This is a genomic window from Salinibaculum rarum, from assembly GCF_030505615.1.
Lineage (GTDB): Archaea > Halobacteriota > Halobacteria > Halobacteriales > Haloarculaceae > Salinibaculum > Salinibaculum rarum.
The window spans coordinates 2,283,292-2,308,564 of the sequence record NZ_CP129992.1; the positions used below are offsets into that span (position 1 = coordinate 2,283,292).

Consider the following 25,273-nt stretch of genomic DNA (forward strand, 5'->3'; position numbering starts at 1 on the left):
TGCTGACTTCACGCTCTGAGTCGGTCACCGCAATTCTGACAGAGGTCAAATAGGTGGCAAAAGAACTACTGTATACAGACCATCGGCTGAACAGGCAGCGTAGTAATCCATGTCTTTGAGCAAGGCTAGTCTGAACTGTGTCCTCACCTGTCCGGATTGTCCGAAAACGGCTCCCCTACGAGGGAACCCGGTATAATTCAATCAGTAGTCGTGCCTCGTCTCCGTTCGAGTCTGGGAACTCGATTGACCCGTGCGCGTTCTCGACGATCCACTTGATTAGCCAGAGGCCAAGCCCGCTCGAATGCTCTAGTGGGGTCTCCTCACCCTTATCCAACGTATACCGTTCCGCCTCCGGAATTGCCCCTTGATTCCGAATCTCTATCTGGGCCTTATCTTCGCGTGGCGTCGAGACAGAGACGACAACAGTTGGAGAGTCAGTGTCTTGATGGACAATCCCATTCTCGATGGCTTCACGCACCGCAATGTTGAGATTCTCATCAGCAAGCACGGTCACGCCGTTGGCACCGGAAAACTGTACGTCAGCAGTCGGATATTCGCCTATCACTTCTTCGACAGCAGTCTTGATTGGGGGGTCAAGGTTCTGTGGCTCGACAGCAGTATCGCCCGTCATTTGTTGAATGTAACGTGCTTTCTCCGCCATCTCGACGACCGACTCAGCATGCTCGATGGCGGTCGCAAGTTGCTGGTGACTCTCGGCGGACAACGACTCCGTCTCGTCCAGCAATTCAAGCGTTCCCTTGACGATGTTGAGGTCGTTGCGGATGTTGTGTCGGAGGACGCGGTTGACGATACCTAACCGCTGTTCGCGTTCGTTGATGTCGCGGCGGGCGCTCGTCAGCGAGTACGCTTGCTCCAGCATCAGTTGCGCGTTCAACTCCGGGCTATCGGTCGAGCGATAATCCTCAGGCCGGATGTAGAATGGGTTCTTGCAGACCTGGTTACGGTAGACGACCTGTTCGTGCGTCCGGAGGGCTTTTGCGGCCGACGTCCCGTTGAATCGGTCGAGGTCGTATTGGCAGAGTGCAGTGACCGGGAGGTCCGGGCAGGTGGCATCGAAGTCCGCTTCGAAGTCAAGGATGTGGTCGAATGACTGCTCGGTGTGGAAACACCACGAATTCTCGCCGGCGAGCCACAACCCATCGTAGCCGTCCTCGACGCTGGCATTGGCTTCGGTTTCAAGTGTCGTAATCATCTTGTTAGGGTCGAAACCGGATTCCAGGTAGACCTCTTCGGCGTCTCGAATGACGAGGTCGCCAGCGTCGATGCGTTGCTCGACGTCGATATTGGCTCTCCGAAGTGCCGATTTGATGTCAGCAGCGGTGTTGACGTCAAGCAGGTAGACACAGCGATGGCCGGACTGGAGGCCTTCAACGAGGAACGCTGTGGTAGCAGCCAACTGAGATTCGTTCGACCGGTAGAAGAGCGCGAGGTGGCGTGGCAGATTATGAGATCCGAGTTCTGCACGGAGGTCTGCGGCGGTCGCTTGGCGCGAGGTTTCTGCGGCCAACTGCGCCTCGGGTCGTTCCATCTGTATCGCCCTTTGTGATGAAGCCATATGAACTATGCTACTAAGTAACAGGCAATAAGAAACCGATGGTCTTCTTGATGGCTTTGCAGGTCCATTCCACCGGATGGTTCAGGGATAGATAAGAGAACCAAACTGTCATCCCCTGCTGACTGCACGCTTTATATTCAGCACGCCATTCGAATCATCTGCTAGTGTTGTTCAGAAGAGCCCCCTCGAAATATGGCGTTTTTACTTTCACTAGGCCTATTAGTAGATGTTCGCCCGGTAGTATTCCGAGCGTACATTTTAAATATACTATTAGAATTATCTGCAAAGAATATAGATTACTTCAGTCAGAGTCGGTCGTTGAATAAAATTCACCCGTAGTAGCCATTCTTTCTCGCCAGATCGCAGAAACTGCCGATGCTGACGAGCCTGGAATGTGGTCTTCCGGAAGCACCTGCACCAGCCAGGTTTGGATATCTGTGCTGCATACATCCCGCGATCTGAGCCACAATGAAACCACAGTTACAGTTGGTTTAACCGGCAGATACAGTGCTTATGCGTTGGTTCACTACTATCTACGTCAATGTCAAAGGTGTCCCGCCACCGGATTTACATGGCTTGAGACGTAGCCACGGTGTATGGTCCTTGACTCTGGAGTCAAGACCCCTGATTCGCTGCTCCCAAGTCTCACGACAGCAATCGAACGGGCACTCACACTGGAGACATGGGTTTCCAGTTCCCGCGAGCGGGTCACCTCGGAGTCGTTCATCAGTCGCCGCACGCAGTTTAATTCAGTTGACCGATTCTGTGCGGCTTGTCCGTGTGACGATGATACCACCATGGCCGTCCAACGGCTTTCGGCGGACAAACGAGACGCTTTCGTGGCCCAGACAACTGATTTTGAGACGTGGGCGGAGATGAAGCAGAGCGCAGCGGTCGCAGATCTCGTCACGCTTCAAAACGTCTGACTACCCCAATCCTGGGAGTTTAGCGAGTGCGTGATAGAGCGCGAAACTGATTACGCCACCGCCGATCATCGAGGCAATCCACGCCCCGACCGTGTATACCGTCTTCGTGGTTGACACCCCGTCAGATTTCGACGACCCGCCGACCAGTCCGGCTCCGACGATACTGGAAATCATCACCTTGTTGAACGAGATGGGATAGCCGAGCGTGATTGCGGCCTGAGCGATCAGGAAAGCGGGAATGAACGCGGCGATCGACCGCTTTGGACCGAGTGCGGCGTACTCGCGGGCTACGGCCTGAATGAGACGCGGCGACCGGAACCAGCCACCGAGGAGAATTCCGAGGCCCCCGAGCGCGAGCAGGTACACCGAAGGGAGACCGAGCGACGATTCAAAAACGGATTCCAGCGGCCCAGTGGCGAGTCCGACCTGCGACCCGCCGCTGGTGAACACGACGACAAGAGCAAGTCCGACCAGCATCCGGTTGATTCCAGTCGTTACGTCACGCCTGAGTTGCCAGTAGACCACGGTGACCGTAAGAAGGGCTATCACGACCCCGACGAGTGCGATGCCGGCCTCAGCGAGCCCCGCCGATGCGACGTTAATTTGGCGGGTGATGACGCCCGCGATCGACCCTTGGTCGCTTTGCGGGGCCGGAAGAAACGACAGTTGAATATTGGCGAGTGCGTAGCCGACGCCGCCTGCGAGCAGCGGAATACTCAGCGTGTCCGAGACCGTCTCGTCTAGCAACAGCCACGCGAGACCGTACGCGAGGACACCCTCGACGACCGGAATCGCAAACCAGAACCCCAGAATTTTGGCGTACGTCCCAGCCGCAAAGCCGCCGCCCAACGCGACGCCCGCACCGATTGCCGCTCCAGTCACCGTGAACGCTGAGGGGATGGGGTAGCCGCGTGAGTTTCCGATGGTGATGAGTGTGGCTGCCGTGAGCAGCGTGGCAGTGGCTGCCAGTGGGGTAATCGTCACGCCAGTCACCAGCCCGTGACCAATCGTCTCAGAGATACTGCCGCCCTGCGCAATGGCACCAAGACCGGCGACGAGCCCGACCAGGAGTGCCCCCCGAAGGGTGGACAGCGCGTTCGCTCCGACAGCCGGCGCTATCGGGGCGGAGTTGCTGTTTGCCCCGACGGTGAATGACATAAAAAGCGATGCAACGAGCGCGACAGAGACAATTCCGATTATTGAGGACATAGATGTCCGGATTCAAACGGCGTTGTAACTCGGAGTACTGGCCCGATATGCCATGCTCCTGAACAGACGCGTATGACTCTGTTGGTAGCGTTCGAGTGTCTCGTGGAACTGATCACAGAGCAAGTTTAGTGAGCGGTTTGTTCAGCACTGAGGCGATGAAAGAAAGCAAAGTACTATGCTGACTCGATGGAAACGCTGCTATTCCAGGAGACTGTGAAGTAAGCATGGGACGCAAGAGGCCGACCTGTATTCCGTGCCATCGAGCACGTCGTGCTGACTGGTCCATGCGCGAAAGAAGCCGAGTCATGAGCGCTACAGCTCGGATGCCGCGCGCGGCTCTCAGTGGCTGGCTGAGACCCATTTTTAGCGACTGCTATAGCCAGACTCCGACCGCACCGACGGGAGATACTGACCGCCTTTTGGCTGGGGGAGCAGCAGACACCGAGACGGCACAACTATCTTGTCGAAAACGGTGGTTTGTGTAGGTAGCAGCGTTTCCATAGGTGGATACAGGACGCGTATCGGTCATACAGTGGTGACAATACGGCACCCAGAATCTGCCGGTGTAGAGGACTTCCCCTGAAGAGTACCTGAAACGTTGTTTTCGGATACCGTGCTCAGATAATTAGCGGCACAAGAATGGGAATCGAATCCAACATTATGACACCCATTAGACTGCGCCGTTTGACCGGCCAGACTGGCGCGCCTTGGAGTGATTCCCAGACTGGTGCATCCAGTTCGAGGTCTTCCATGTGGGTGTCGTTCGGCGGAGTCTCGTCCTCAACGTCCTCTCTAGCTTGCCGTTGCAGTTTTTGGATCTTTTCGCGTCGTCCCCGTCGCATCTGCCGGTGCATCCGCCAAAACGAGAAGTACACCCACAACACGACAACTGCGACATAGACGACTACGGGTCCGAGAAAGCTGACCACCCACGTAGCGATCCAAAGGCCCGAGGCATTCGCAAACCCCTGCAGATGTGTCAGACCGCCGGTGACGAAGCGAAACGCGACGTAGCCACCGCCGACGGCCAGTATTAGATTTACACGCGTCGCAAACCGACCGAGTGCGCGGTAACCGCCGTGTTCATCGGGGTGGAACGGCTTGTAGTCCATGAACTCTTTCGAGAGGAGTTTACTGAACTGCCAAAGAAGGACCACGAACTGGAATAGAACTGCAATGAGAAGGATCTGCAGCGCAACAATGATGCTGTAAGAGAGACGTCCGAGAAGCGGATGACTTGTCTCGAAGGTTAGCAGGGGAAGCGGGATAGTTGGCACCAGTAGCACGAGTGCAAACAGGATGCCGGGTGACACTTTCAGAGGGCCGACAGTATACCCATCTCTGCCTATCGGTAGCGTATATTGCCCCAGTTCAATCGGCCCAAGGCTGTCCGTCAGTTGATTCCGAAAAGTCTCGTATCTCTCTGAATCGACGATTCTGCTATCTTTGAGGTTCCAAAAGAGGTTCTCACCACGTAGCACAAGGCCATCGTAGGCGAGATGACCCACGAGTAAGATGAACAGAAGATAGCCTGCCTTGAATGCGAGATGTTGTTGCGAACCAGTCACCTTGTTGGTCACAACAAGATAGAGCGAGTATCCGACGCCAGCGACCAAGACCACTGTGGTTGCAAAGAACACGAGTGTGCGATGGATCTGGAACTTCTCCGTACTGACTGATTCACGGAAGATGCGGGCGAGGAGAGCAATCCAGACGATTCCGAGTGGCACTGCGAGCAGATATTCAACCTGTACCGACACCGAGAACACACCGAGCGGAAGGTACGTTCCGAGTGGAAGATAGAAATTGTTGATTTGTCCGATAATGAATGAAGTCGAAGCCGCAAGCAACAGTAGAACTGGAATGTGCCGCAATCCAAGCCGCAACAGTCCTGTGCAGAACCGTAATTCGGGTTTTTCAGTACCCTCTCGCCGGGGCACATTTGCTTCCGAGAAGTGATCAAACCCCAATATCGCACAAGACTGATAGAACGGTCCAGTATCCGATGTCCAGCGTTGCCAGAGCGTGTTAGCTTCCGCTGCTACCGATTCATTTGTAGATGACTGGTCAGGGGATGATTCCCCTTCACTAGACATAACTATTGCAAACTGTGTTGGGACAATAAATCTAGCTAACATTCGATTTGGGGAGAGAAATCGCAAGACTGCAGAACGGCTCTTTCGGTACAAACGGGCGGTGGAGTCATTCAGGAGTAATTGAAGTCTCACCACTCACTCCGCAGATGCACTGAGCAGTTGATTCAACGGCAGCGTTTAATCGGGGGGTAGCGACGGATCACTTCGTGAAATCAAAGGAGTCGAAGCGGGAGAGCAGCGATTGTGTCAACCCTAATCTCTCGCTTCACAGAGCGGTGTGTCTGGCTTGCAAAGGAGTTGCTGATGATACGGATGAACCCGCCGCCCCGGAAGGTGGCGGCGGGTTCGCCGACTATGCGATGATACCGCTGCATTGTCTCCGGATTTACCTCGATACATCTTACCGGATGACGAACGACTTGCTGACGGAAATGCCACGAATCTGCCGGGAGATCGGCCTTAATCGGCCGATCTCCCTCACTATTCGACGTTATGTCTGGCCTTTGGGAGACTGGAGATGAAGGTATGCCGGGTGCTCCTGCGCTATTCAGCGCAGCTGCACGACACTGGCGACATCGCCGCCATTGATGCTACGTACTTCGACCGGTCTTCGGCAAGCCGCCACTACTGCCGGCCGATAAATTACCGCGTTCAGACGCTTGAAGCGACGAAGCTCGTCGATACAGAGACGCAAGCTGTCCCCGATCTGCACTGCACAACGACATGAGAGGGAAGTGACGCTGAAATCTGTGAACAACTCGCCCGCGTGCCGGCGGGCGAGTTGCGTGTCCCCACTGCCGACAAGGGCTATGACTGCAACTGGCTCCGGGAGGATTTCCGTGAGTTGGGCATCAGACCGCTGATCAAGCACTGCCTCAACAAGTCTTCCGATCACGCACACATCGCCCGCATTGACGATAATTTCTACGGGTAGCGATCGATGGCTGAAACGGTTTTCTCCAGCCTCAAGCGTTCGCTGGACTGCGCCCTGCGAGCGCGAACCTGGTACCGTGAGTTCTGTGAGGTCGCTCTGATGTGTGCGGTTTACAACATCAAGAAGGCTGGAAATTCCGCTCCTTTCATGCGCTTAAACGCTACCCCTAATCACATGCACAACGAGATGTGCTGTAGCCAGTCATCAGGAAGCTGGGATTGAAATATCACCACGACCATTAATAATATGCGATGACTGTCTCTTTAACCGGACGTCTTTCACGGGTCTTCGACATGTGGAACGTCGACCTACTCATCTTTTCAATCTTTGCCAGCTCTCTCGTCCTTGGACTTGTCTTTATCCTCTGGTACGGCTATGCATCACGATACGCATACGAAGAAATCAGGTTTCCCTGAACGAGGCGTTGATACACCAAATCAGGGACTGGTGGAGATAGAGGACAGAAGCTGTGTTTCCTTCCAATTTATCCATTATTAGCGGTGGTAAAGAAGTCTTCACACGCCCTGAGCTGCCCAATTTCGGTTTTTGAGTGGGACAAGCTTTTGCCCCGATATGAACCGTTATTGCCCTCCGAACATCGGTTCGGTTTATACAAGCCCGGTGAGCGAGATCCTCCGAGTTAGGCCTTGAGAACTATTCTGTATCACCGCCCCATTATTTTGTGTCTGGGATTAATGTGGCCAAATAATGGAACCGCTTGAAATCGGGTTGCGGATACTCGGTGGGTTCATCCTCATCGGGGTGAACGCGTATTTCGTCGCAATCGAATTCGCCCTGACTCGAGTCAGACAGTACCCCGAGTCGGAATTCGACACGCCTGGACTCGAACTCGCCTGGGAGATGACTAACGACCTAGAGTTTTATCTGACGACGTGCCAGGTATGGATTTCGGGGACTAGTATTGCGCTGGGGATCATCGCCGAACCCGGACTCGCAGCCCTGTTTGAACCGCTGTTCGAGAACACGACCCTCGCATCGATTGGTGCCGGTTCGCTCCTCGGGTTCTTCCTCATCAACTTGGTTCATCTCACCCACGGCGAACAGACACCGACCTACCTCGGCGTCGAACGCTCCAAACAGGTCGCCCGGTATGGAGCACGACCACTGTACTGGTTCTCTAAGATACTCGCTCCGGCCATCTGGATCGGTGACTCGGTTGCAAAGGCGACACTCGGCCTGTTTGGCGTTGAGATGACCCAATCATGGACTGAGACTGGTGAGGAAGTCATCGAAAGTCGTGCAGACCTCCGAAACCAGCTTGGATCGGTGCTCAAGGATGGCGAGTTGGTTGAGGAACGCCGTGAGGAGATCATGAACGCCTTGGCCATCGGCGAGCAGTCGGTGGGAGAAGTCATGATTCCGCCCGAGGACATCGTGGCGCTGTCTACTGAGGATGATCCTGAATCGAACTTCCGGAAACTCGAAGAGTACCCGCATACGCGGTATCCACTGGTCGGTGAGGACCTCACCGAGTTCCGTGGCGTCGTCTACAGTCCAGCACTGTTCAACCACCGTGAGGAACTGTCTGACGGCAGCGGTGCGTTCACTGAACTGGCAGCACCGACGATGACACTCTCACCGGATACCGACGTGAGCGATGCGATCGATCAATTCCAGACTGAACGGCAGGAGATTGCGCTCGTCATCGAAGATGGAGATGTGGTCGGGCTGGTAACCATCACTGACCTGCTGGAAACGATCATCGGTGATCTCGAAGACCCACTCGATCAGGACAATCCGGACATACTCGATTAGCCGAGGAGTGAAAACAAGCCATAAGATCCCACGACCGCCATCGTCGGTGTGATGACCCAGAGCGCCATGATACGCGCCGTAGCTGCGGGGTCGAACAGACTTTCGGCGGACAGTTTCTCCGGATCTACCTCGCCAACGCTCGAGACGCCATCCCCGGATGCGTGCTGCCTGTCCGGGTGAGGAGACTCACCTTCAGCGAGTTCGCCCACAGTCGGGCCCGCAGTGACCTCCTTGTTGCCTTCAACTGGGTTAACTTTGAGTGCACCAGTTGTAAACTGTGGAGCGGATTCATCGGCAGGGGACTGTGTGACTATTTCTGTAAGCGTCCGTGCTCGGCTTGCGCGGCCCCACCCGAGCCCAATGATGCAACTGGTCGTACTCACGGCAAGGCTGGCCGGAATTCCGAGCCATGAGAGGACGGTGATAATCGTCGCACCTACGGTCGAAACAATGAGCGCTGCCAGAATCGGCATCTCAGTGATATCGTTACCAACGGTCGCCAGCGTTCGCCGGGCAATCGTGAGGCCGCCTACACTGATGGCCCCGACCGCGAGGAGAATCGCCGGGCTAGGGCCGAGGGAACCGTTGCCGACAAGTGGAGCGACTGCGTTTGCCGCGTTCGAGGCCCCGGCGCTGAATCCCATGTAGCAGGCAATTGCCACCACAAGCGCCGACCCGATCAGATCCCGAGGCGAGACGGTATCGTTGACCGATAGCCGTGGGAGCCTCCCCTGGGTATCGATTGCGATCAACGGGTTCGTGAGGCGACCAAATTCGAATTTGGCGTCGAGATGCGGGTACAGATATCTGCCGATAAACGCACCTGTGAAGACGGCAATCAGTGGAGCGACGATCCATGCCGAGAGGATAGTAAACATCAGCGCAGCGTTGAGCGTCCCCGTTGCCAGCCCCAGTCCAACGATAGCCCCGACGGCTGTCATCGAGGTTGACGCCGGGACACCGTAGAGGTTCGAGATCAAGAGTGCGAGACCGGTAAAAAAGAGAACACCCACGCTCGCTGCGGGTGTAAAGGCTGCCGCATCGACGATTTCGGTACTCATCGTCGTGATGACCTTCCTCCCGATTGTCCACGCTCCGAGGAACGCGAACACAGTAAACAGTGCTCCAGCAGTGACTTTTCTGACAGCCCGGCTGCCGACTGCCGGACCGAAGGCAACACCAGTTGATGACCCGCCGATATTGTACCCTACGAAGACTGCGACCAGCAACCCCAAGAGAACCAGTAATTCTGCCACATGTCTGCATTCGAGTCGCACGCGAAAAAATAATGCTGTTTCACTACTGAAATGTTGATTACGACCGACAGACGCGGCGAAACGGAGATATAGTACTTCACAACTGAAGTTCCGCTAGTCTCTACCGATTCGTCTTCACACGAGTTGCCCAAAGATGAGTGACCGATAGGAGCCTTCTGTACAGCAGTGTCTTTGCCACTTATTTCCCAGGTTCGCCGGTATCTGTCCAGATCCGCCGGTTTTGATTCGCTCGAACGATGAAGCCAGCGTTCTCTATCTCTTCGGTAACTTCTTCGTAGAACGCGAATGAATCTGCTCCTCGGTCATGAACGAACAGTGAATTGACATCGCCGGCAAGCCAGTCTCTGGCTTGCCTGTCTCCTCGGATCCACTTCTCTTGGTCACTTTCAAGTTGAATCGGCTCCCCTTTGCCATTTGTCTCGTGGAGTGTATCGGCCTGCTGGTCCTCGATCAGCACCTGCTGATCGATGACCCCCGTCATCTGATGCGTGTCAGGATCTAAGCCGATACTCGTGTGTAACTTGACGCCTTCAACGTCAATATCGCTGGAACTGATATCACCAAGATCATCCTTCGAGGGATGGCGAGGGAAAGTAAGGTACGTTGTATCGGAGACAATCAACAGTTGCTCCGTTTCAGATAGCCGTGAGCGTTGTTCCTGCTTGTGAGCAGAGAGAATCTCGTTCGACTCCACACTCTCATTATCGCAAAATCGGTATGTAGCCTTTGTGGACGCCCAATCTTCGCAGGCACCAGGGATGGACTCGGCAGGCGAGCTGCCGAGTTCATCCCCAAGTTGGACCAGTCGATCGGTAAGCCGCTTATCTCCGAATTCGGCTGAGCGAAACTCTGTCCGAATCCACCCCGAGACATCCATGTCACGCAGCTGTCCATCTTTATCAACTTCTGGCCGCCAACCCCGTGAACAGCGTTCCATCTTCCAGTCTCAGCTTGTCAACTCCGCGGTTTGTACTTGTGGGTAAGAGACAGCCGTAAACGGGTGGGCTTTCGCCTCGCTACCGCTGTAAGGCAGCGATCGGTCGGCGGCGATGAATATTGGCTAACACTCGAAATATTCAGTTATTGATTCTATAATCTTGGAATGAAATTAAATATATCTATATCTTAATAACTGAGTGCCTTCTCCGTACCGAGTGTTATTCGGACAGGTATCACAACCGTTCTATGACACACTGATTATCAGATATGCCGTGGTCTGACAACGCGTCGCAGGATATAAAAACGCGAGTCCCGAGAGTTGCGCCTAATGGATACACGGAAGAGGCTGACAATTTCTTTCTTCGCTCTTGTGCTAGTGATTGGATACTACTCCATGGGAGCAGCTCCCGTCAAGAGCGACGACGCGTACTCATATCACGGCGACACCGAGTGGCACACCAACGTCACGGAAGCGAAGAAGATCGCCGCAGAGCAGGACAAGCCAGTGTTGGTCTACTACTGGACGACGTGGTGTACCTACTGTAAAGACTACAACGAGAAAGTGTACTCCTCGCAGGCGGTGCAAAACCGTCTGGACGAGTTCGTCCTCCTGGCAGTCAATCTTGACAGCGACCAGGAGGCTGCCGTCCGCATCCAGAACCGTTACGACGCGGACTATCCGCCACAGCATGTCGTCATCACGCCCGACGGACAGCAGGTGAGCAAACTCCCCGGCTACGCCCCGAAAGACGACTTTATGACCTATCTCCAGCGATCACAGCAACGGTACCAGCAATGAACGTCGGGACAGTCCTCCTCCTCGTCGCCTTCCTCGGTGGCGCGAGCGCGATGGCAACACTACTCGTCGACTACGCCCGTGACCGAAACGACTACGAGCGCGTCGCCAGGGTCGGCCTCGGGGCACTGAGCGTCGGACTCGTCGTCGCACTCGGCTATCTGACCTTTCAGTTCGCCACGACCGACTATTCGAGCGCTTACGTCTGGGAGAACACTGCGGACTACCTCCCACTCATCTACCGACTCACGGGCGTGTATGCGGCCAACGAGGGATCGATTCTGCTATGGGCGGCCATCGCCAGCCTCGTCGCGGTGTGGGCCGGATACACGCGCGGGTTCGCCGAGCGGTCGACGAAACTCGTCCAGTCGCTCGTCGTGGGCTTTGTCACCTACCTCACCGGGATGTTGCTCCTGCAGAACCCCTTCGCGTCGGTCTGGACCGTCGTCGAGCGGATTCCGCCGGGAGTGACGCCAGAGACTGGCCGCGGCTTGAATCCGCTGCTCGTCGATCCGTTCATGGCCATTCATCCGCCGGTGATGTTCACCAGTTACGCACTGATCACGATGCCATTCGCCATCGGCGTCGCCCACTTCGTCTCCTCGCTCCGGGGTGACGGTGGCATCTTCGAGGAGTGGGAACAAAGTCTCACCCGCTGGCTCCGCATCTCCTGGCTGTTCCTCACGGCCGCCGTCGCACTCGGTGCCTTCTGGTCGTACACCGTGTTAGGCTGGGGCGGCATCTGGGCGTGGGACCCCGTCGAGACAGCCATTCTCGTCCCGTGGCTGTTCGTGACCGGGACGTTACACGCGGTGACGAGCTATCGGTCAGGGCGACGCTACACGATTCTCGCGCCGGCGATGACGGCCACCTCGCTGGCCCTCGCCGTCTACACGACGTCGGTCGTCCGCAGCGACGTCTTCCGAAGCGTCCACTCGTTTGCCTCCGGCGGCATCGGGACCTCTCTGCTCGTGTTGATGGGTATCACGTTCGTCCTCGGCGTCGGCCTGCCCTTCTTCTACTGGCTCCGGCAGGAAGGAACCAGCGACTTGCCATCTGACGTGAGCGACTGGCTCGCCAGGCCAACGCTGATGCACGCCGCCGTGTTGCTGTTCGGCCTGCTGACGTTCGTCTCGCTGTGGGGACTCACCTTCCCCGTCCTCCGGCGAGCGACGACAGGGATGGCCGTCTCCGTCGAAGCGCGCTACTACAACCTCTGGAGTTTCCCCATCGTACTCGTGGCGCTGCTGGTGCTCGGCTTCTACATGGACTACGACGTCGAGGGGAGACGGCGCAGTCTCGTGGCCGTCGGCGTCGCGACGGTCGCCACCGTCGTCGCGGCGGCCATCCGCCCGTCGTCGCTGTGGCAACTCGGGACCGTCCGCCCAGGTGACGCACTCGTCTACCAGATCATCGGTCAAGCGAGCGCACTCGCCGTCCTTCCGCCGGTGGCCTACGCCAGCATCGCCGTCATCAAGCGCGGTTACACCCGATACACGGCGGCGGCCAACTCCGCCGCGCGGCGAAAAGAGGTGGGCATCACGATGATACACGTCTCGGTGGCCCTGCTCGTCTTCTCGCTTCCGTTCATCTACCTCTTTGCCGCGCAGGCGTCGGTGATGGCCGCGACGCCGTCGGGCGGCAGCAACACGGTCGACGTGCCCGATACCGACTACTCGCTCCGCGTCCTCGACCAACACGAGCGCCAGCTCCCGCGGGACCCGGCGCCGTCGACGTACGCCCAGTCATCGAGCGAGGTCCTGGCCCAGGGAGAGGCGGTCAACGAGTCCGTCCGCACCGTCTACGGGGAGGTGACGAGTGTCAGGCGCGGCCAGCGAGCGACGGTCGCCCAGCTCAACGGCTCCGGGCTCTGGGTCGGCGTGACAGGCGAGAACCTGAGCGCGTTCGACCCCCAAGAAGGACAGACGCTCGTGGCTCGGGGGGTCGTCCTCCGGAACTTCGTTCCCCAGACCGACGCTGTCGTCATCACGAGCCCACGACAGCTCGGAACGCCCGGGAACCTCCCCGCCAGCATCAGTCCGGCGCGCGTGCAGGTCACGTCGGTCGACCTCGCCGTCTACCGTGACGGATCGCTGGTCACCTCAGGGACGGCCGGCCAGCGACAGTATCTCCGCCGGAACGGGATGGTGACCCGGGACGTCCTCGTCGAGCGCGGCCTCGTCACCGACACGTACGTCATCGTCAGCACCGACGGTGGCCAGGCGTCGATCACGGTCAAGCGCATCCCCTTCATGACGCCAATCCGGCTGGCGGTCATCGGCCTCTTGCTCGGCATGGGGCTGGTCGCCGCCTACGACCCGCGCCACGGTATCTTCACGACGCGAACGGCAACCGAGACGACAACTGACTCCACCCCTTCCAAAACTGATTGACCATGCCTGGAACACGCACACTCCTGTTCGCAACCCTGTGTCTCGTTGCACTGCTCGCCGTCCCCGCGCCAGCGTCGGCGACCTCCGTCTCTGGAACCATCACCGTCGAGAACGGCACCGCAGACGGCGACCGGGTGACGATTACCCCGCTCGACAGCAACTTCCGTCGGGCGGGCACGCAACTGAACACGACCGTCGAAGGGTCGACGTTCACCGCCAGCGGGCTCCCTGACGCCCCGATGTACTTCGTCCGGGTTGCTCACGAGGAGACAGCCCACTTCGCGCTCGCCCGTAACGGGAGTCACGTCGACATCTCGCTGTCTGTGGAGGCCTCGGGCCGGTTGATCGACGAGAACGGCGACGGCCTCTCGGGTGTTCGGCTGGGGCTGTTCAGCGAGTCCGGACCGATGGTGACGACGGTCGAGACTGGCGAGAACGGGACGTTCTCCTTCGAGCCGCTCAGACCCAACGCGACCTACTATCTGCAGTACACCACTGGTGGCATCCCCTACAACCACAGCGTCGAGACGGCCAGCGGCGAGACCGCCCACCGAATCGTGGCACAGCAGCCGACGACCGAGCCGTCGGCGCTGCGAGCCGTCGGCGAAAACCCCGCGAGTCACGTCCTCCAGATAGCACCGCCGCAAAACGGCAGCCAGCCGATGGTCGTGGAGACGCTGACACTTCGAAACACCGGCGACCGCCCGTTCATCGGCGCAGTCACACTCCAGGTACCCGAGACCGCGAACGTGACGGCGGCGATGTACCGGGACCGGCGAATCCCGGTGGTCCAACGAGACGGTGCCGTCTCGATTAACGCGAGCGTCGCGCCCGGACAGAGTGCCCGGGTTGGCATCGCCTACACACTCCAGGACAAGACGCTCGAGCGGACGCTCCAGTACAACCCAGACAACGCCGCGGTCGTCGTCCGGGGGTACGACCTATCGGCGGTCGAGCACTCGTCGAATCTCGAATCGGTGAACTCCTCGCTGTCGTTGCTGGTCGCTGAGAACCTCTCCGGAGAAAACGCGACCATCTCGATCACTCTGCCGGGCGCGGCGGGAGGGCCCAACTCCACCGCACCGGGTGCCTTTTCAGCGCCCGTAACTGTTCTCCTCGCCGCGCTGTTCGTCGTCGTGTTGGGTGGGCTCCTCGCGTACCGCGTCGTCTGAGACGCTCCGCCCGGTGAGCGTGCCGACTTCGCAGTTCAGGTTTCGACCGTCGGCTCGAACAGCGCGACGCCCGCCAGAAGCAGGATGCCGTCGTAGGCGAACAACACCTGTAACCAGGCCACCAGCGGCAACCCGCTGGCGGCAGCACGGGTGAGTTCGATGCCCGCGAGCAATACCGGTACCACGACCGGGAGAAGCACGAGCGGGAGCGTCAGTTCGGGGAGTCGCGACCGCGCCGTCAACAGGGAGAGCAACGTTCCGGCAGCCGCGAAGCCGCCGGCCGCGAGGACGAACGACAGTGCAAGAAGCGGGAGCCCCGACGGTGGGACGCTGAAATCGAGGAAGACGAAGACGAATCCAAGGCTGGCGAGTTCGATCAGCGTCAGAAAGAGTGCGTTCGAGAGTGTCTTCCCGACGAAGATAGCAGTCCTGTCGGTGGGGACGAGCAACAGCCCCTCGATGGCCGCGTTCGCCGTCTCGAGGCTGGCCGTCCGCGTCACGAGGACGACGCCCGCGAACAGGAACGACACCCACAGCGCCGCCCGACCGACGGTCGTGTTCGCGCTCAAACGGTGCTCGAAGGCGAAGGCGAACGTCACCGTGACGAGCATGGCGAAGACGGCGGCGAGAAAGAGACTCCGCTTGGTCCGGAGTTCGAGCACGACGTCTTTTCGCACGACCTCCGCGACGGTCCCCAGCCAGGACGTCATCTCCCTTCGCCCCCGAGTGCCGCGTCGTATCGCCGCTCCAGCACCGCCGGGTCCTCGACCGTCGTCAGATCGACGGACCCACACCGCTCGCCGCGATTCAAGAGCACGGCCCGGGTCGCGTGCCGGGTCGCGACGGCGAGGTCGTGGGTCGTCAGGAGGACCGTCCGACTCGTGAAGCCATCGAGGATTTCATCGAAGCGGTCGGCAGACTGGCGGTCGAGCCCAGAGTGTGGCTCGTCGAGCAGTAACACCGCGGGGTCGTGAACGAGCGCGCGGGCAAGCGAGAGACGCTTTCGAAGACCGTGAGAGAAGAGATCCGGGCGTTCGCTCCCCCGCGAGCGGAGGCCGACCTGCTCGAGGAGGTCTTCTCGTCGGGAAGTGATATCTGAGATGCCGTGGAGGCGGCCGTGTAGCGTGAGGTTCTCGCGGGCAGTCAAGTCGTCGTAGAGCAGCGAGTCGTGACCGACGAGACCGAGGTGGGCCCGTAGCGACGACTCCGTCGTCAGATCGTCACCGTCGAGCGTCAGCGACCCCGCTGTGGGCCGAGACAGCGTCGCCAGCAGCCGGAGCAACGTCGACTTGCCGGCGCCGTTCGGTCCAAGGATGGCGACGGTCTCGCCACGGTCGACGGCGAGGTCGACGTCGTCGAGCGCGGTGAACTGGCCGAAACGCTTCGTGAGACCGTCGGCCCGGAGAAAGGCGGTGTCACTCCGCTGGTGGTCGCCCATTCTGTTGCCCCGAGTTGTTGTCGCCCTCGTGTGCACGCACCGATAGTTCCTTCGCGACGACGTGGTCGTCCTTGACGACACCCTTGGCCACCACGACGCGTCCCTCGCCCATCGTCTCGGGGAGCGTCCCGTCGTAGACCACCTCGACTGAGGCGTTCTGATCGGTCACCGTGAACCGAGTGGTCTCGCCGTCAGTCTGGAGGTCATGAGCGACGCCCTCGAGGTTGACCCACTCCTCGCCGTAGTCGCCGGAGTCGAGCTTCGTCGGCGAGACGAACTTGGTCGTCGCGCTCATGGTCGCCGTCCCGAAGACGAGCAAGAGGACGGCGATCCCGACGGCGCTGATAATGAGCTTGTTCTTGCGGCGCACAATTACAATTGCGTCAGTAGTGGTTTAGATGTTGTGTGAACCTGTTCTGTCCTGCGTTCACTCTGGGATGTCGGAGAGCCGGTCTTCGAGCCTGGAAAGACGACGCTGGAGACGCACCACGTAGCCAAAGAGGAGCCCGAAGATGATCGTATAGCCGGCAAGTAGTAGCGGTTTCATCGTCGTTGGTCTCTTGTATCACGTACACGGTATTGTATTTTGTCCTCAACTTCGTGGATGCGCACTCGAAGTCCGAGCAGGTAGAGATAGAGGAGGCTCACGGCGACGATAGAGACCACGAGAGTGAGCGGGTCGATGTTGGCGCTGACCTGGGGATTGGCGAGGGTCGTCTCGTGGAAGGTGGGCACCCACAGCCGCGTCGAGAGATAGGAGAGCGGGACAGAGAGAAAGCCGACGACGCCGTAGATAGCCGCGAACCGTTCGTCGGAGCCGCGCTCGGTCGAGGAGTAGACGACAAGGTAGCCGGCGTAGACAAACCAGACCAGCAGGAACGTCACCAGCCGGATGTCGGTCCACTCCCACCAGGAGTTCCAGATGACGCGCCCCCAGGCACTCCCGGTGACCAGCGTCAGCGTCGCAAAGAGAAAGCCGAGTTCGCCGGCGCTGTGGGCGAGGCGGTTCCAGTACCGACCCTCGAATCGGAGGTGGAGGACGCTCCCCAGAAATGTCGTCGAGAGCGCAACGGCGGCGATCCACGCCATGGCGATGTGCCAGTACGCCAGCAGGTTTGCCCCGTGTTCGATGCCGTACATGACGTCGGAGGCGAACCCGAAGACGAGAGTCAGGGAGGTGAGTCCGGAGACGAGAGCGCCCCACATCACGACTCGGCTCTCGGTGACGAGCCGGCTGAGCCGGATGGCCTTGCCCAGCAGTCGTGCGTAATTCATACACAACATTCCGTTCTTTCGTCTAAATTCTTTGCGGAACAACAACTCGTCATAGGTCCACGAACAGGCGGATGAGCAGTTTGTCGACGTCGAACAGCAACGCGACACCGGTGACGAGCAACACCGCACCGACGAGGCGCCGGGCAGCCTGTCGAGTCGCGGTGACGCCGACGTGGCGCAAGATGTCTTTGCCGACATAGGCAGTGGCCAGCAGCGGCACGGCGAACCCGAGGCCGTAAGTCAACATAAGCGTCGTGCTGGTAAAGAGAGAGCCACCGGTACTGGCGACGGCGAGAACGCCGCCGAGAATCGGCCCGACGCAGGGGAGCCAGATGACGCCTAGCAGCGACCCGGTCACGAACCCACCGAACAGCGAGCGCTCGCCGCCCACGGCGCCGCTGAGGCGGTCGGCACGGCCCGCCACGCGCGAAGCGTAGCGTTCGTAGAGGGCGTTGAGGTCGTCGTCGACCAGAACCGCGCCGAAGGCGAGCAACAGGACTGCGGCGGGCAGGCGGAAGGTCCGTGGGGAGAGCGTCGCGACGCCACCGACGACGACCCCGAGTGCGGTAAACGAGAGGACACTCCCCAGCACGAGCGCTAGCGGGCGGTACCGATGGCCGGCGCCACTGGAGACCACTGCCGGCAACAGCGGGAGACAGCACGGCGAGAGAATTGTCAGGATGCCGGCTCCGAAGACGGCCGCGTAGCCGGGGAGGCCGGTCATCGCCGTACTGTACGCGAACGGCGCGAAAAAGTCTGTCACGTGGGATGGATCAGCCAGCAGTCTGTTCCCGCTCCACAGCGGTGTCACCGCCCATCGCGTCCGAGATGGCGTCCTGTTGGGAGATGGAGTTTTGCCCTCTGGAGGTCGTCTCGTTCTCAGACTCGGGCGCGAACGTCCAGTTCTCGTAGGTGTTGGACTCGTTCATCCAGGTCGTCCGCCAGGAGCCGTCGACCTCGACGTCACGCAGTGGCTGGTCGTAGCGGTCGACGTCGTCGGGGATGGCGCTCTCGTTGAGCGGTTGGGTTCCGATGGGGATGCCCGCGATGAGGAGCTTCTTCGTCATCGGATTCATGCTGTAGTTGTACCGTTCCTGGACACGCTGGTAGTAGATACCCTCGTCGGGGGCACCGGCGACGGCCCAGTCTTTGGGCTGTCTGGGGAGGTGGGGTCGCTTGTGGGCGTTCACGAAGCCGGCGATGTCGTGGACCTTGTCCCAGTCGGTCAGCGTGTGTGCAGAGCCGTAGGGCATCGCCTCGCGGATGAACCCTGCGGAGGTGTACATCCGTCCCATGCCGGCCCCGTCGTTGTAGGAGTTTGGCCCCCACAGTGGCGGGTACTGGCCCTCTATGCCCTTGCCGTCCGCGCCGTGACAGCTAGCGCAGTTTTGCAGGTAGAGGTCCGCTCCCCGGACCGGGTTCACCTCTGGGATGGCAACTTTCTCGTCATTTCCGGGTTTGTCGATATGGCGCCAGTAGGGGATGCGGCCGACCGGCGTGCCCTTGCCAAGCCACTCCATGTAGGCCTCCATGGCTTGCATCTCGCGGGAGTCGTACTCGGGGACGCCCGCCTCGGAGTTGGCGGCGTCCATACTCCGGAGGAAACAGCCCATGATTCGCTGGCGCATGTCGCGCATCCGCTGGGTCCGACCCGTCCACTCTGGGTAGCCGGCCGCCGTCCCGACTAGTGGAATCATGTCGATGTCCTGGCCGACCATGCCCGTCGTTGTCGGCTGGCTTCCGCCGCCGTGGCAGTTCGCACAGGACATCCGTGTCCCGCCCGTGTTCTCGGGCATCAACGCCGACGTGTTCGCGAACAGCTTCCGGCCGTACCTGACGAGTTCGCGGCGGTGTTCATTCTCGGGTAACGTCGAGTCGTTCATCTTCTTCGGATGGAACTCGACGACGTCGCCCGCGGTCGCATTTCTGAATTCGAGCCCCTGGTCACGAAGGTCCTTCTCGTACCACTGCATGCCCTGGAAGGAAGCCGGCAACTTCTTTGCCTGCGACTGGTTGGCAGACACGTTGTCGTCTGTCACTTGGCCGGACCCGGAGTATGTCCCCGCCAACATGACGTTCGCACCGAGGAAGATGAGTCCACCGAAGAGGATGGCTGCAAACACGGCCTGAAGAGGCGTAACTCGAATTGAATTGTCGCTCATGCCCGGTTAGGCCCCCCCGTTCGAAGAGTGAATATATACAGCCATGTGCATGATAAGCACAACTGGTAGGACAGGCCACTTAATTTTTGCCCCACAACTGCAAGCAATCCCGCAGGACAACCGGTGTCTATCTGAGGCTGTCATAGAACTCATCTCACACCGTCATCACGATACTGATCGGATTGTCTACAGGCGGAGCAGGCCAAGTGCCTCGGGGCTTGACCCCGAGGCGGTTCACGGGCTGGAGAAATGCCGGCACTTCGGGACAAGCAGGTGGGTCCGGTGTCGACGCAGCTGTCGGCGTGCCGTCATCCGAACTGGACGAACACCCGGCGATTCCCACAGCAATACCTGTTCCGACGAGTTGGAGGTTTTTTCGTCGGTTCACATTTGACATACGACCCCTCTCGGCAAATATTCCTCCGAACTTTCACCCAATCACGGAAACTGCCGACGATGGCCAATTTGGAATGAGGTTTTCCGGGAGTACTGGCCTATCAGCGTCAGATGACCGTGCTGGATATAACGCGCGTGTTCAGGGTCCTGTTTTGACCTATGGAGTCGTCGCGTTGTAGGTCACCGCCACGTTGTACGACACCGACACCTCACCACTGTCAATGACAGTCGGAGCGGACCCATCGTCACCGCCGACATCGGCAGCCATCTCGACCTGGACCGGGCGATATCGCCTTTCGGACGCATCGACAGTCGCAACGCTCGTTACGCTGAGATTCCCCGCGGTGGCAATAGTTGTGGCCTGCGTTCGGGCATCACTCATCGCGTTTTTGATCGCCTGATTACGGAGTTCGGAACGGCGCTTGTCGGATAGCGTGAGTTGCACAGTGTTGACCTCCGCATCAGCACCGGTTGCGGCTTGGATGACAGCACCGGTCGTCTCTGGGTCGTCGAGAGTCACTTTGAACGCGTGAATGCCTCGATACGTCGGTTCATCTCCAGTCTCGGCTCGCTCGCGTTCTTGACGGGGTGGGTAGCGCCGTTCTTCGATACCGTACCGATCTGTCTCGTAGGTAACCCCCAACTCATCGAGCTCAGTCCGGAGGTTATCCGCATCGGTCGCCAGGCTATTGCGGACTTGGGCGGCGTCGTCACCTTCAGCAGTGACCGCAACGCGGACGACCGCTTGATTGGGACTGGTCTGTGCACTGCCGGTCGCGGAGACAGTAATCGTTCGGTCGCCGGGCGAGTCGTCGGTTGATTGGGCTCCAGCATTTCCGAGCCCACCGATAGCTACGCCGCCCAACACAAGCAGCGCTACAATACCGATGACCGCGAGAGATGTACGTGACATACACGTCGTTCTTTGGCTGGACACCCCCTATGAACATCGGAGGGTCAAACGACTATTGTAGCGTAGCGGGGCCGCTCACGATGGGGCGAACGGTTGGTGTCTCTGTCTCTCGCTCAGAATGCCAGGGGAATAGCCGATTCAGTATATTGGGGCCATATCATCGACCAAGAGGTCTCACGGCACATCGTGGGCGCATTTAGCGTCGTTGCACTCACACCCGACTCCGACGGCTTCGCCGGACATCATCACTCGTTTTGGTCGAGTTCAGAAGGTCACTTCTCGTGTCGGTCGCGGCCTGACTCCATGCCCGAGCGCATGAAGGCTGCCAGGATACGGCCGATGCTGGAGTCGCCGGTCCAGAGCGCTTCCTCCTGGACGGGCACGTCGTCGGTTTCGGCGGCGAGCAATACGGTACGGTCGTCAACCATCAGCGCCCGTCCAGCAAAATCCGCGGGGTTGTCCTCGGACATGACGAAGACGGTCACATGATCGTCAGCAAAGGACTCTTCAAGCGACCGGTCGGCGGTCACGACAGTCACGTCAGCACCATCAGCCCCTACAGCACGAAGTGCGTCCGCGATGTCCGCGGTCGTCGCCCCCGTGGTCGGCGAGACGAAGACAACAGTATTCTCCGCCGACCGCACCAGTGCCGTGATCCGGTCGTCGATCGGCTGGCGACCGCGGAGCGTCGAGACGTCCTGTCCGCCCGCGTGGCCGGTCTCGGTCGCGCGTATCGATTCGAGGCGGTCGAACGCCCGTGACGCCTCCCGCTCGAGGCGCTCGGTCAGGAGCGCACGCGCCGTCGATAGCTCGACCGGACGGTACGCCTTCGGTGACGACCGGACGATTTCGACGAGACCCTGCTCTGCCAGATTGTCGGCCGCACCGTACACCTGCGACCGGGGCACCTCCGAGAGTTCGCTCACCTCCTGGGCAGTCCCGCTGCCGAGTTGCTGGAGGGCGACGAACACCTGCGCCTCGTAGTTGGATAGTCCCAGCGTACGCAGCGCTTCGACCGCCTCACGCTCACTCATTGTCTCTCTGTCGTCGCTTGTGACTTAATTTCATTATTGGTCTCCGGGTCCATGATGCCGGCTGTCAATGATAGAAGTAAATATAGTAGATATCTACAAACACTTAATAACTCCGGGGGTGGAGAGATTGACAACAAGGGATCACAAGTGTATAGCGCCGAGTCTGGAAAGCGGTGTCTCGCTGGGCGAGTGCCACCGAATGAGTGGAGTGGGTGGTGAGTATGGCCGGACAGCGTTCCCGCTGGTACGCGGAACAGATTGCGACACACAGCAAACTCGTCATCGTCGCCGTGCTGGTACTCACCGCGGTCGTCGCGGCGGGAACGGCGTTCGAGGGCGCGGGCGAGCAGGATATCGGCGGCTTCGGCGTCGATTCCGAGGAGACCGACGCACAGGATTTCGTGCGGGAAAACTACGGCGGTGACGAGGGTGTCGCCGCCCAACTGGTCGTCCGCAACGAGAGCGGCGACGTGCTGACCAGAGACTCACTGCTCGACGGTCTGTATCTCCAGCAGGAGATACGCGAAAACGAAACGCTGAACGCGACGCTGGCAGCGCCGGGAGTCATCGGCATCGAGAATATCGTTGCGACGGCAGCCGTCGCCGAGGACACACGAGGACCACCGACTAGCCAACCGTCGTTATCGGCGCAAATCGACGCGCTCGAATCACGGGACGATGCGGCGGTCGAACAGTTACTCGCAACGGTTCTCGACCCCGAGAGCAACGCACTGGGCCAGCAGGACCCCTACAAGTTCCTCCCCCGAAGCTACGAGCCGGGGTCGACGGACGCCTCAGCACGGTTGACCTTCATCGCACAGGCCGACAACAGCGGGGAAGACGAGAATCCACAGGCCGCCTACGACGCACAGGTGGCTATCGACCGGCTGGCAGCGGACAGGTTCGACGACGCGTTCGTGTTCGGCCAGGGGATTCAGGACGACGCCTCCTCACGGGCGACCGGCGACAGTTTCGCCATCATCACGCCGTTCGCACTGGTCCTCATCGTGCTCGTTCTCGGCATCACGTATCGGGACCTGCTCGACATTCTGCTCGCATTCGTGGGAATCGGCGTCGTGCTGGCGTGGCTCGCCGGTCTCATGGGGTGGCTCGCCATCCCGATGAACGTCATCCTCATCGCCGTGCCCTTCCTGCTTATCGGCCTGAGCATCGACTACGCGCTCCACGTCGTGATGCGATACCGGGAGGCCCGCGAGGGGACACTCGATGAGAACGGTGAGGAGACGCAGGAGCGTTCTATCCGCACCGCTATGGCTGTCGGACTCGGAAGCGTCGTGCTGGCGCTCGTCGCGGCGACTGTCTCGACGGCCGTCGGCTTTCTCTCGAACGTCGTCAGTCCGCTCCCAGCGATTCAGGACTTCGCAGTTCTCAGTGCCGGTGGCATCCTCGCTACGTTCGTCGCTTTCGGCGTCTTCCTCCCGGCGCTGAAAATCGAGGTCGACGGATTCGTCGAGAACCGACTCGGCCGAAGCCGGCGGAAACCTGCCTTCGGTGTCGAGAGCGGCTGGGCAAACGCGGCGCTCGAACGGTTGGCCGTGCTCACGACCCGCGCGCCGGTGGCTATCGTCGTCGTCGCGCTTCTCTTGGCTTCAGCGGGTGCCTACGGCGCGACGGGCATCGACACGGAGTTCAACCAGGCCGACTTCCTCCCGCAGGACGCCCCTGACTGGACCGAATATCTGCCGGGTGGGCTGGCTCCGGATACCTACACTATCGCCGAAGATTTTGACTATCTCAGCAACAACTTCCAGCTCCGGGGAGACGGCGGGCAGTCTCAGATACTGATACGCGGCAACCTTTCGGACCCCGCAGTCCTGCGGACTCTCGATGGCGCTGGCGAGGACGTCGAGTCGAGTAGTTCCGTTCAGCTTCGCCCCGACGGACAAGCGGCAGTCGACGGGCCACACACGGTGATTCGGGACGTTACGGCCGACAACGAGACCTTCGCCGCGCTGGTCGCGGGCAACGATTCGGACGGTGACGGGCTGCCCGATTCGAACGTCTCGGCAGTGTACAGCGCGCTGTTTGCGACCGACCAGCAGGCCGCCAGCCAGGTGCTCAGTCGCGCCGACAACGGCACCGTCACCTCCGCACGACTCCTCATCTCGGTCCGGAGTAGTGAATCGGCACAGACCATCGCAACCGATACCCGCGCGTACGCCGACCAAGTCGAAGCAGACAGCACCGGTATCAGCGCGGTTGCGACCGGTGGCACGGTGACGACTGCTGTCATTCAGGACGCGCTGCTGGAGACGCTTGTCGAGGCCTTCGCGGTGACGCTCGTCGTTATCCTCCTCTTTTTGACGGCGCTGTTCTGGGCGCGTTACCGGTCGCTATCACTGGGCGCAGTGGTCCTCTTCCCGGTCGTGGTCTCGCTGGCGTGGCTGCTTGGCGCGATGTCGCTACTCGGTATCGCCTTCAACAGCGAAACGGCCGTCATCACTAGCCTCGCAATCGGTCTCGGTGTTGACTACAGCATCCACGCTGGCGAGCGCTTCGTCGACGAGCGCGAGAAACGCGACCGGCTCACGACGGCAGTCCGGCGGATGGTTACCGGCACGGGCGGCACTTTGCTTGCCAGTGCTGCCACGACCGCTGCCGCCTTCGGCGTTCTCGCTTTTGCGCTCTCGCCCCCGCTCCAGCGGTTTGGCATCGTCACCGGCATGGCGATTCTGTTCGCGTTCGTCGCTGTCGTGGTCATGCTTCCCGGACTGCTCGTCCTCCGGGAACGGGCGCTCGTGCGGTGGGGACTGCGAGACTAGCCTTCCGTCACTCACATTCCCTGGCTGACTTCGACGGTCTGCTCGGGCCATTTCATAATGTTACTTTGAGAATGAGCCGAGAGCGGTACCTGAGCGGCGCGATACAATCACTTGCTGTATGATCTGTCGTCCACTCCAAGTGCGATAGTAGAGTAGAGGGCTCACTATCGATTGCACC

Annotated in this window: 19 protein-coding genes and 2 pseudogenes; 7 read left to right on the top strand and 14 right to left on the bottom strand. The window is 59.6% G+C overall.

Translation table 11 applies throughout. From position 1 onward, the window contains the following. Positions 1-175 precede the first annotated feature (175 nt). On the bottom strand, positions 176-1,549 hold the full coding sequence (locus tag QYL91_RS11925) for an MEDS domain-containing protein (protein WP_302080723.1): 1,374 nt from the start codon (positions 1,547-1,549) through the stop codon (positions 176-178). Between the two features lie 623 nt (positions 1,550-2,172). Here QYL91_RS11925 and QYL91_RS11930 point away from each other — a divergent pair. After that, on the top strand, positions 2,173-2,502 hold the full coding sequence (locus QYL91_RS11930; protein ID WP_302080724.1) for a hypothetical protein: 330 nt from the start codon (positions 2,173-2,175) through the stop codon (positions 2,500-2,502). Here the strand turns inward: QYL91_RS11930 and QYL91_RS11935 are convergent, their stop codons facing one another. After that, the gene (locus QYL91_RS11935) at positions 2,503-3,711 is read right to left on the bottom strand and encodes an inorganic phosphate transporter (protein ID WP_302080725.1); all 1,209 of its coding nucleotides are present in this window, start codon (positions 3,709-3,711) and stop codon (positions 2,503-2,505) included. A gap of 617 nt (positions 3,712-4,328) precedes the next feature. After that, positions 4,329-5,807, bottom strand: coding sequence for a hypothetical protein (locus QYL91_RS11940; protein ID WP_302080726.1), 1,479 nt, complete (start codon positions 5,805-5,807; stop codon positions 4,329-4,331). 303 nt (positions 5,808-6,110) lie between these two features. On the opposite strand from QYL91_RS11940, the pseudogene QYL91_RS11945 reads away from it, so the two are divergent. Together QYL91_RS11945 and QYL91_RS11950 are read left to right on the top strand one after the other, a co-directional pair. Next, positions 6,111-6,870, top strand: a pseudogene (locus QYL91_RS11945) (IS5 family transposase); the annotation flags it as partial. 579 nt (positions 6,871-7,449) lie between these two features. After that, positions 7,450-8,517 carry a hemolysin family protein gene (locus QYL91_RS11950; protein WP_302080727.1) on the top strand — a complete coding sequence of 356 codons (1,068 nt, stop codon included), beginning with the start codon at positions 7,450-7,452 and terminating at the stop codon, positions 8,515-8,517. On the opposite strand, the gene QYL91_RS11955 is transcribed toward QYL91_RS11950, so the two are convergent. After that, positions 8,514-9,773, bottom strand: a complete 1,260-nt coding sequence (locus QYL91_RS11955; RefSeq protein WP_302080728.1) for an inorganic phosphate transporter — start codon at positions 9,771-9,773, stop codon at positions 8,514-8,516. The two genes, QYL91_RS11950 and QYL91_RS11955, sit on opposite strands and share 4 nt — an antisense overlap. Positions 9,774-9,975: 202 nt before the next feature. After that, positions 9,976-10,731: pseudogene (locus tag QYL91_RS11960) on the bottom strand (IS4/Tn5 family transposase DNA-binding protein); the annotation flags it as partial. A 396-nt stretch (positions 10,732-11,127) separates the two neighbouring features. Here QYL91_RS11960 and QYL91_RS11965 point away from each other — a divergent pair. Genes QYL91_RS11965 through QYL91_RS11975 form a run of 3 tightly spaced genes read left to right on the top strand, consistent with a single transcriptional unit; the run spans position 11,128 to position 15,094 of the window. Further along, positions 11,128-11,532, top strand: a complete 405-nt coding sequence (locus QYL91_RS11965; RefSeq protein WP_302080729.1) for a thioredoxin family protein — start codon at positions 11,128-11,130, stop codon at positions 11,530-11,532. Beyond that, positions 11,529-13,922: a cytochrome c biogenesis protein CcsA gene (gene ccsA / locus QYL91_RS11970; RefSeq protein ID WP_302080730.1), complete on the top strand. Its 2,394-nt coding sequence runs from the start codon at positions 11,529-11,531 to the stop codon at positions 13,920-13,922. Before QYL91_RS11965 ends, ccsA begins: the two co-directional genes overlap by 4 nt. A 2-nt stretch (positions 13,923-13,924) precedes the next feature. After that, the gene (locus QYL91_RS11975; protein ID WP_302080731.1) at positions 13,925-15,094 is read left to right on the top strand and encodes a carboxypeptidase-like regulatory domain-containing protein; all 1,170 of its coding nucleotides are present in this window, start codon (positions 13,925-13,927) and stop codon (positions 15,092-15,094) included. Between the two features lie 35 nt (positions 15,095-15,129). On the opposite strand, the gene QYL91_RS11980 is transcribed toward QYL91_RS11975, so the two are convergent. From QYL91_RS11980 to QYL91_RS12020, 9 genes are all read right to left on the bottom strand, one after another. Next, positions 15,130-15,804 carry a heme exporter protein CcmB gene (locus QYL91_RS11980; RefSeq protein WP_302080732.1) on the bottom strand — a complete coding sequence of 225 codons (675 nt, stop codon included), beginning with the start codon at positions 15,802-15,804 and terminating at the stop codon, positions 15,130-15,132. Then, complete coding sequence (locus QYL91_RS11985) at positions 15,801-16,532, bottom strand: ABC transporter ATP-binding protein (RefSeq protein WP_302080733.1); 732 nt, start codon at positions 16,530-16,532, stop codon at positions 15,801-15,803. Before QYL91_RS11985 ends, QYL91_RS11980 begins: the two co-directional genes overlap by 4 nt. Further along, entirely contained in the window at positions 16,510-16,902 is a 393-nt protein-coding gene (locus QYL91_RS11990) for a cytochrome c maturation protein CcmE domain-containing protein (protein WP_302080734.1), read from the bottom strand. Before QYL91_RS11990 ends, QYL91_RS11985 begins: the two co-directional genes overlap by 23 nt. A gap of 57 nt (positions 16,903-16,959) precedes the next feature. Then, positions 16,960-17,079 carry a CcmD family protein gene (locus tag QYL91_RS11995; protein ID WP_302080735.1) on the bottom strand — a complete coding sequence of 40 codons (120 nt, stop codon included), beginning with the start codon at positions 17,077-17,079 and terminating at the stop codon, positions 16,960-16,962. Then, complete coding sequence (locus tag QYL91_RS12000; protein WP_302080736.1) at positions 17,076-17,807, bottom strand: cytochrome c biogenesis protein; 732 nt, start codon at positions 17,805-17,807, stop codon at positions 17,076-17,078. The genes QYL91_RS11995 and QYL91_RS12000 overlap by 4 nt, the downstream gene beginning before the upstream one ends. A 49-nt stretch (positions 17,808-17,856) precedes the next feature. Further along, positions 17,857-18,531: a cytochrome c biogenesis CcdA family protein gene (locus tag QYL91_RS12005; protein ID WP_302080737.1), complete on the bottom strand. Its 675-nt coding sequence runs from the start codon at positions 18,529-18,531 to the stop codon at positions 17,857-17,859. A 49-nt stretch (positions 18,532-18,580) separates the two neighbouring features. Further along, positions 18,581-19,969 (bottom strand): c-type cytochrome, encoded by a 1,389-nt coding sequence (locus QYL91_RS12010; RefSeq protein WP_302080738.1) that lies wholly within the window; start codon positions 19,967-19,969, stop codon positions 18,581-18,583. A 553-nt stretch (positions 19,970-20,522) separates the two neighbouring features. Beyond that, positions 20,523-21,278 (bottom strand): SIMPL domain-containing protein, encoded by a 756-nt coding sequence (locus tag QYL91_RS12015; RefSeq protein ID WP_302080739.1) that lies wholly within the window; start codon positions 21,276-21,278, stop codon positions 20,523-20,525. A 272-nt stretch (positions 21,279-21,550) separates the two neighbouring features. Continuing rightward, positions 21,551-22,312 (bottom strand): TrmB family transcriptional regulator, encoded by a 762-nt coding sequence (locus QYL91_RS12020; protein ID WP_302080740.1) that lies wholly within the window; start codon positions 22,310-22,312, stop codon positions 21,551-21,553. Positions 22,313-22,533: 221 nt separating this feature from the next. On the opposite strand from QYL91_RS12020, the gene QYL91_RS12025 reads away from it, so the two are divergent. Continuing rightward, positions 22,534-25,095 carry an efflux RND transporter permease subunit gene (locus QYL91_RS12025; RefSeq protein ID WP_302080741.1) on the top strand — a complete coding sequence of 854 codons (2,562 nt, stop codon included), beginning with the start codon at positions 22,534-22,536 and terminating at the stop codon, positions 25,093-25,095. The last annotated feature ends 178 nt before the right edge of the window (positions 25,096-25,273 follow it).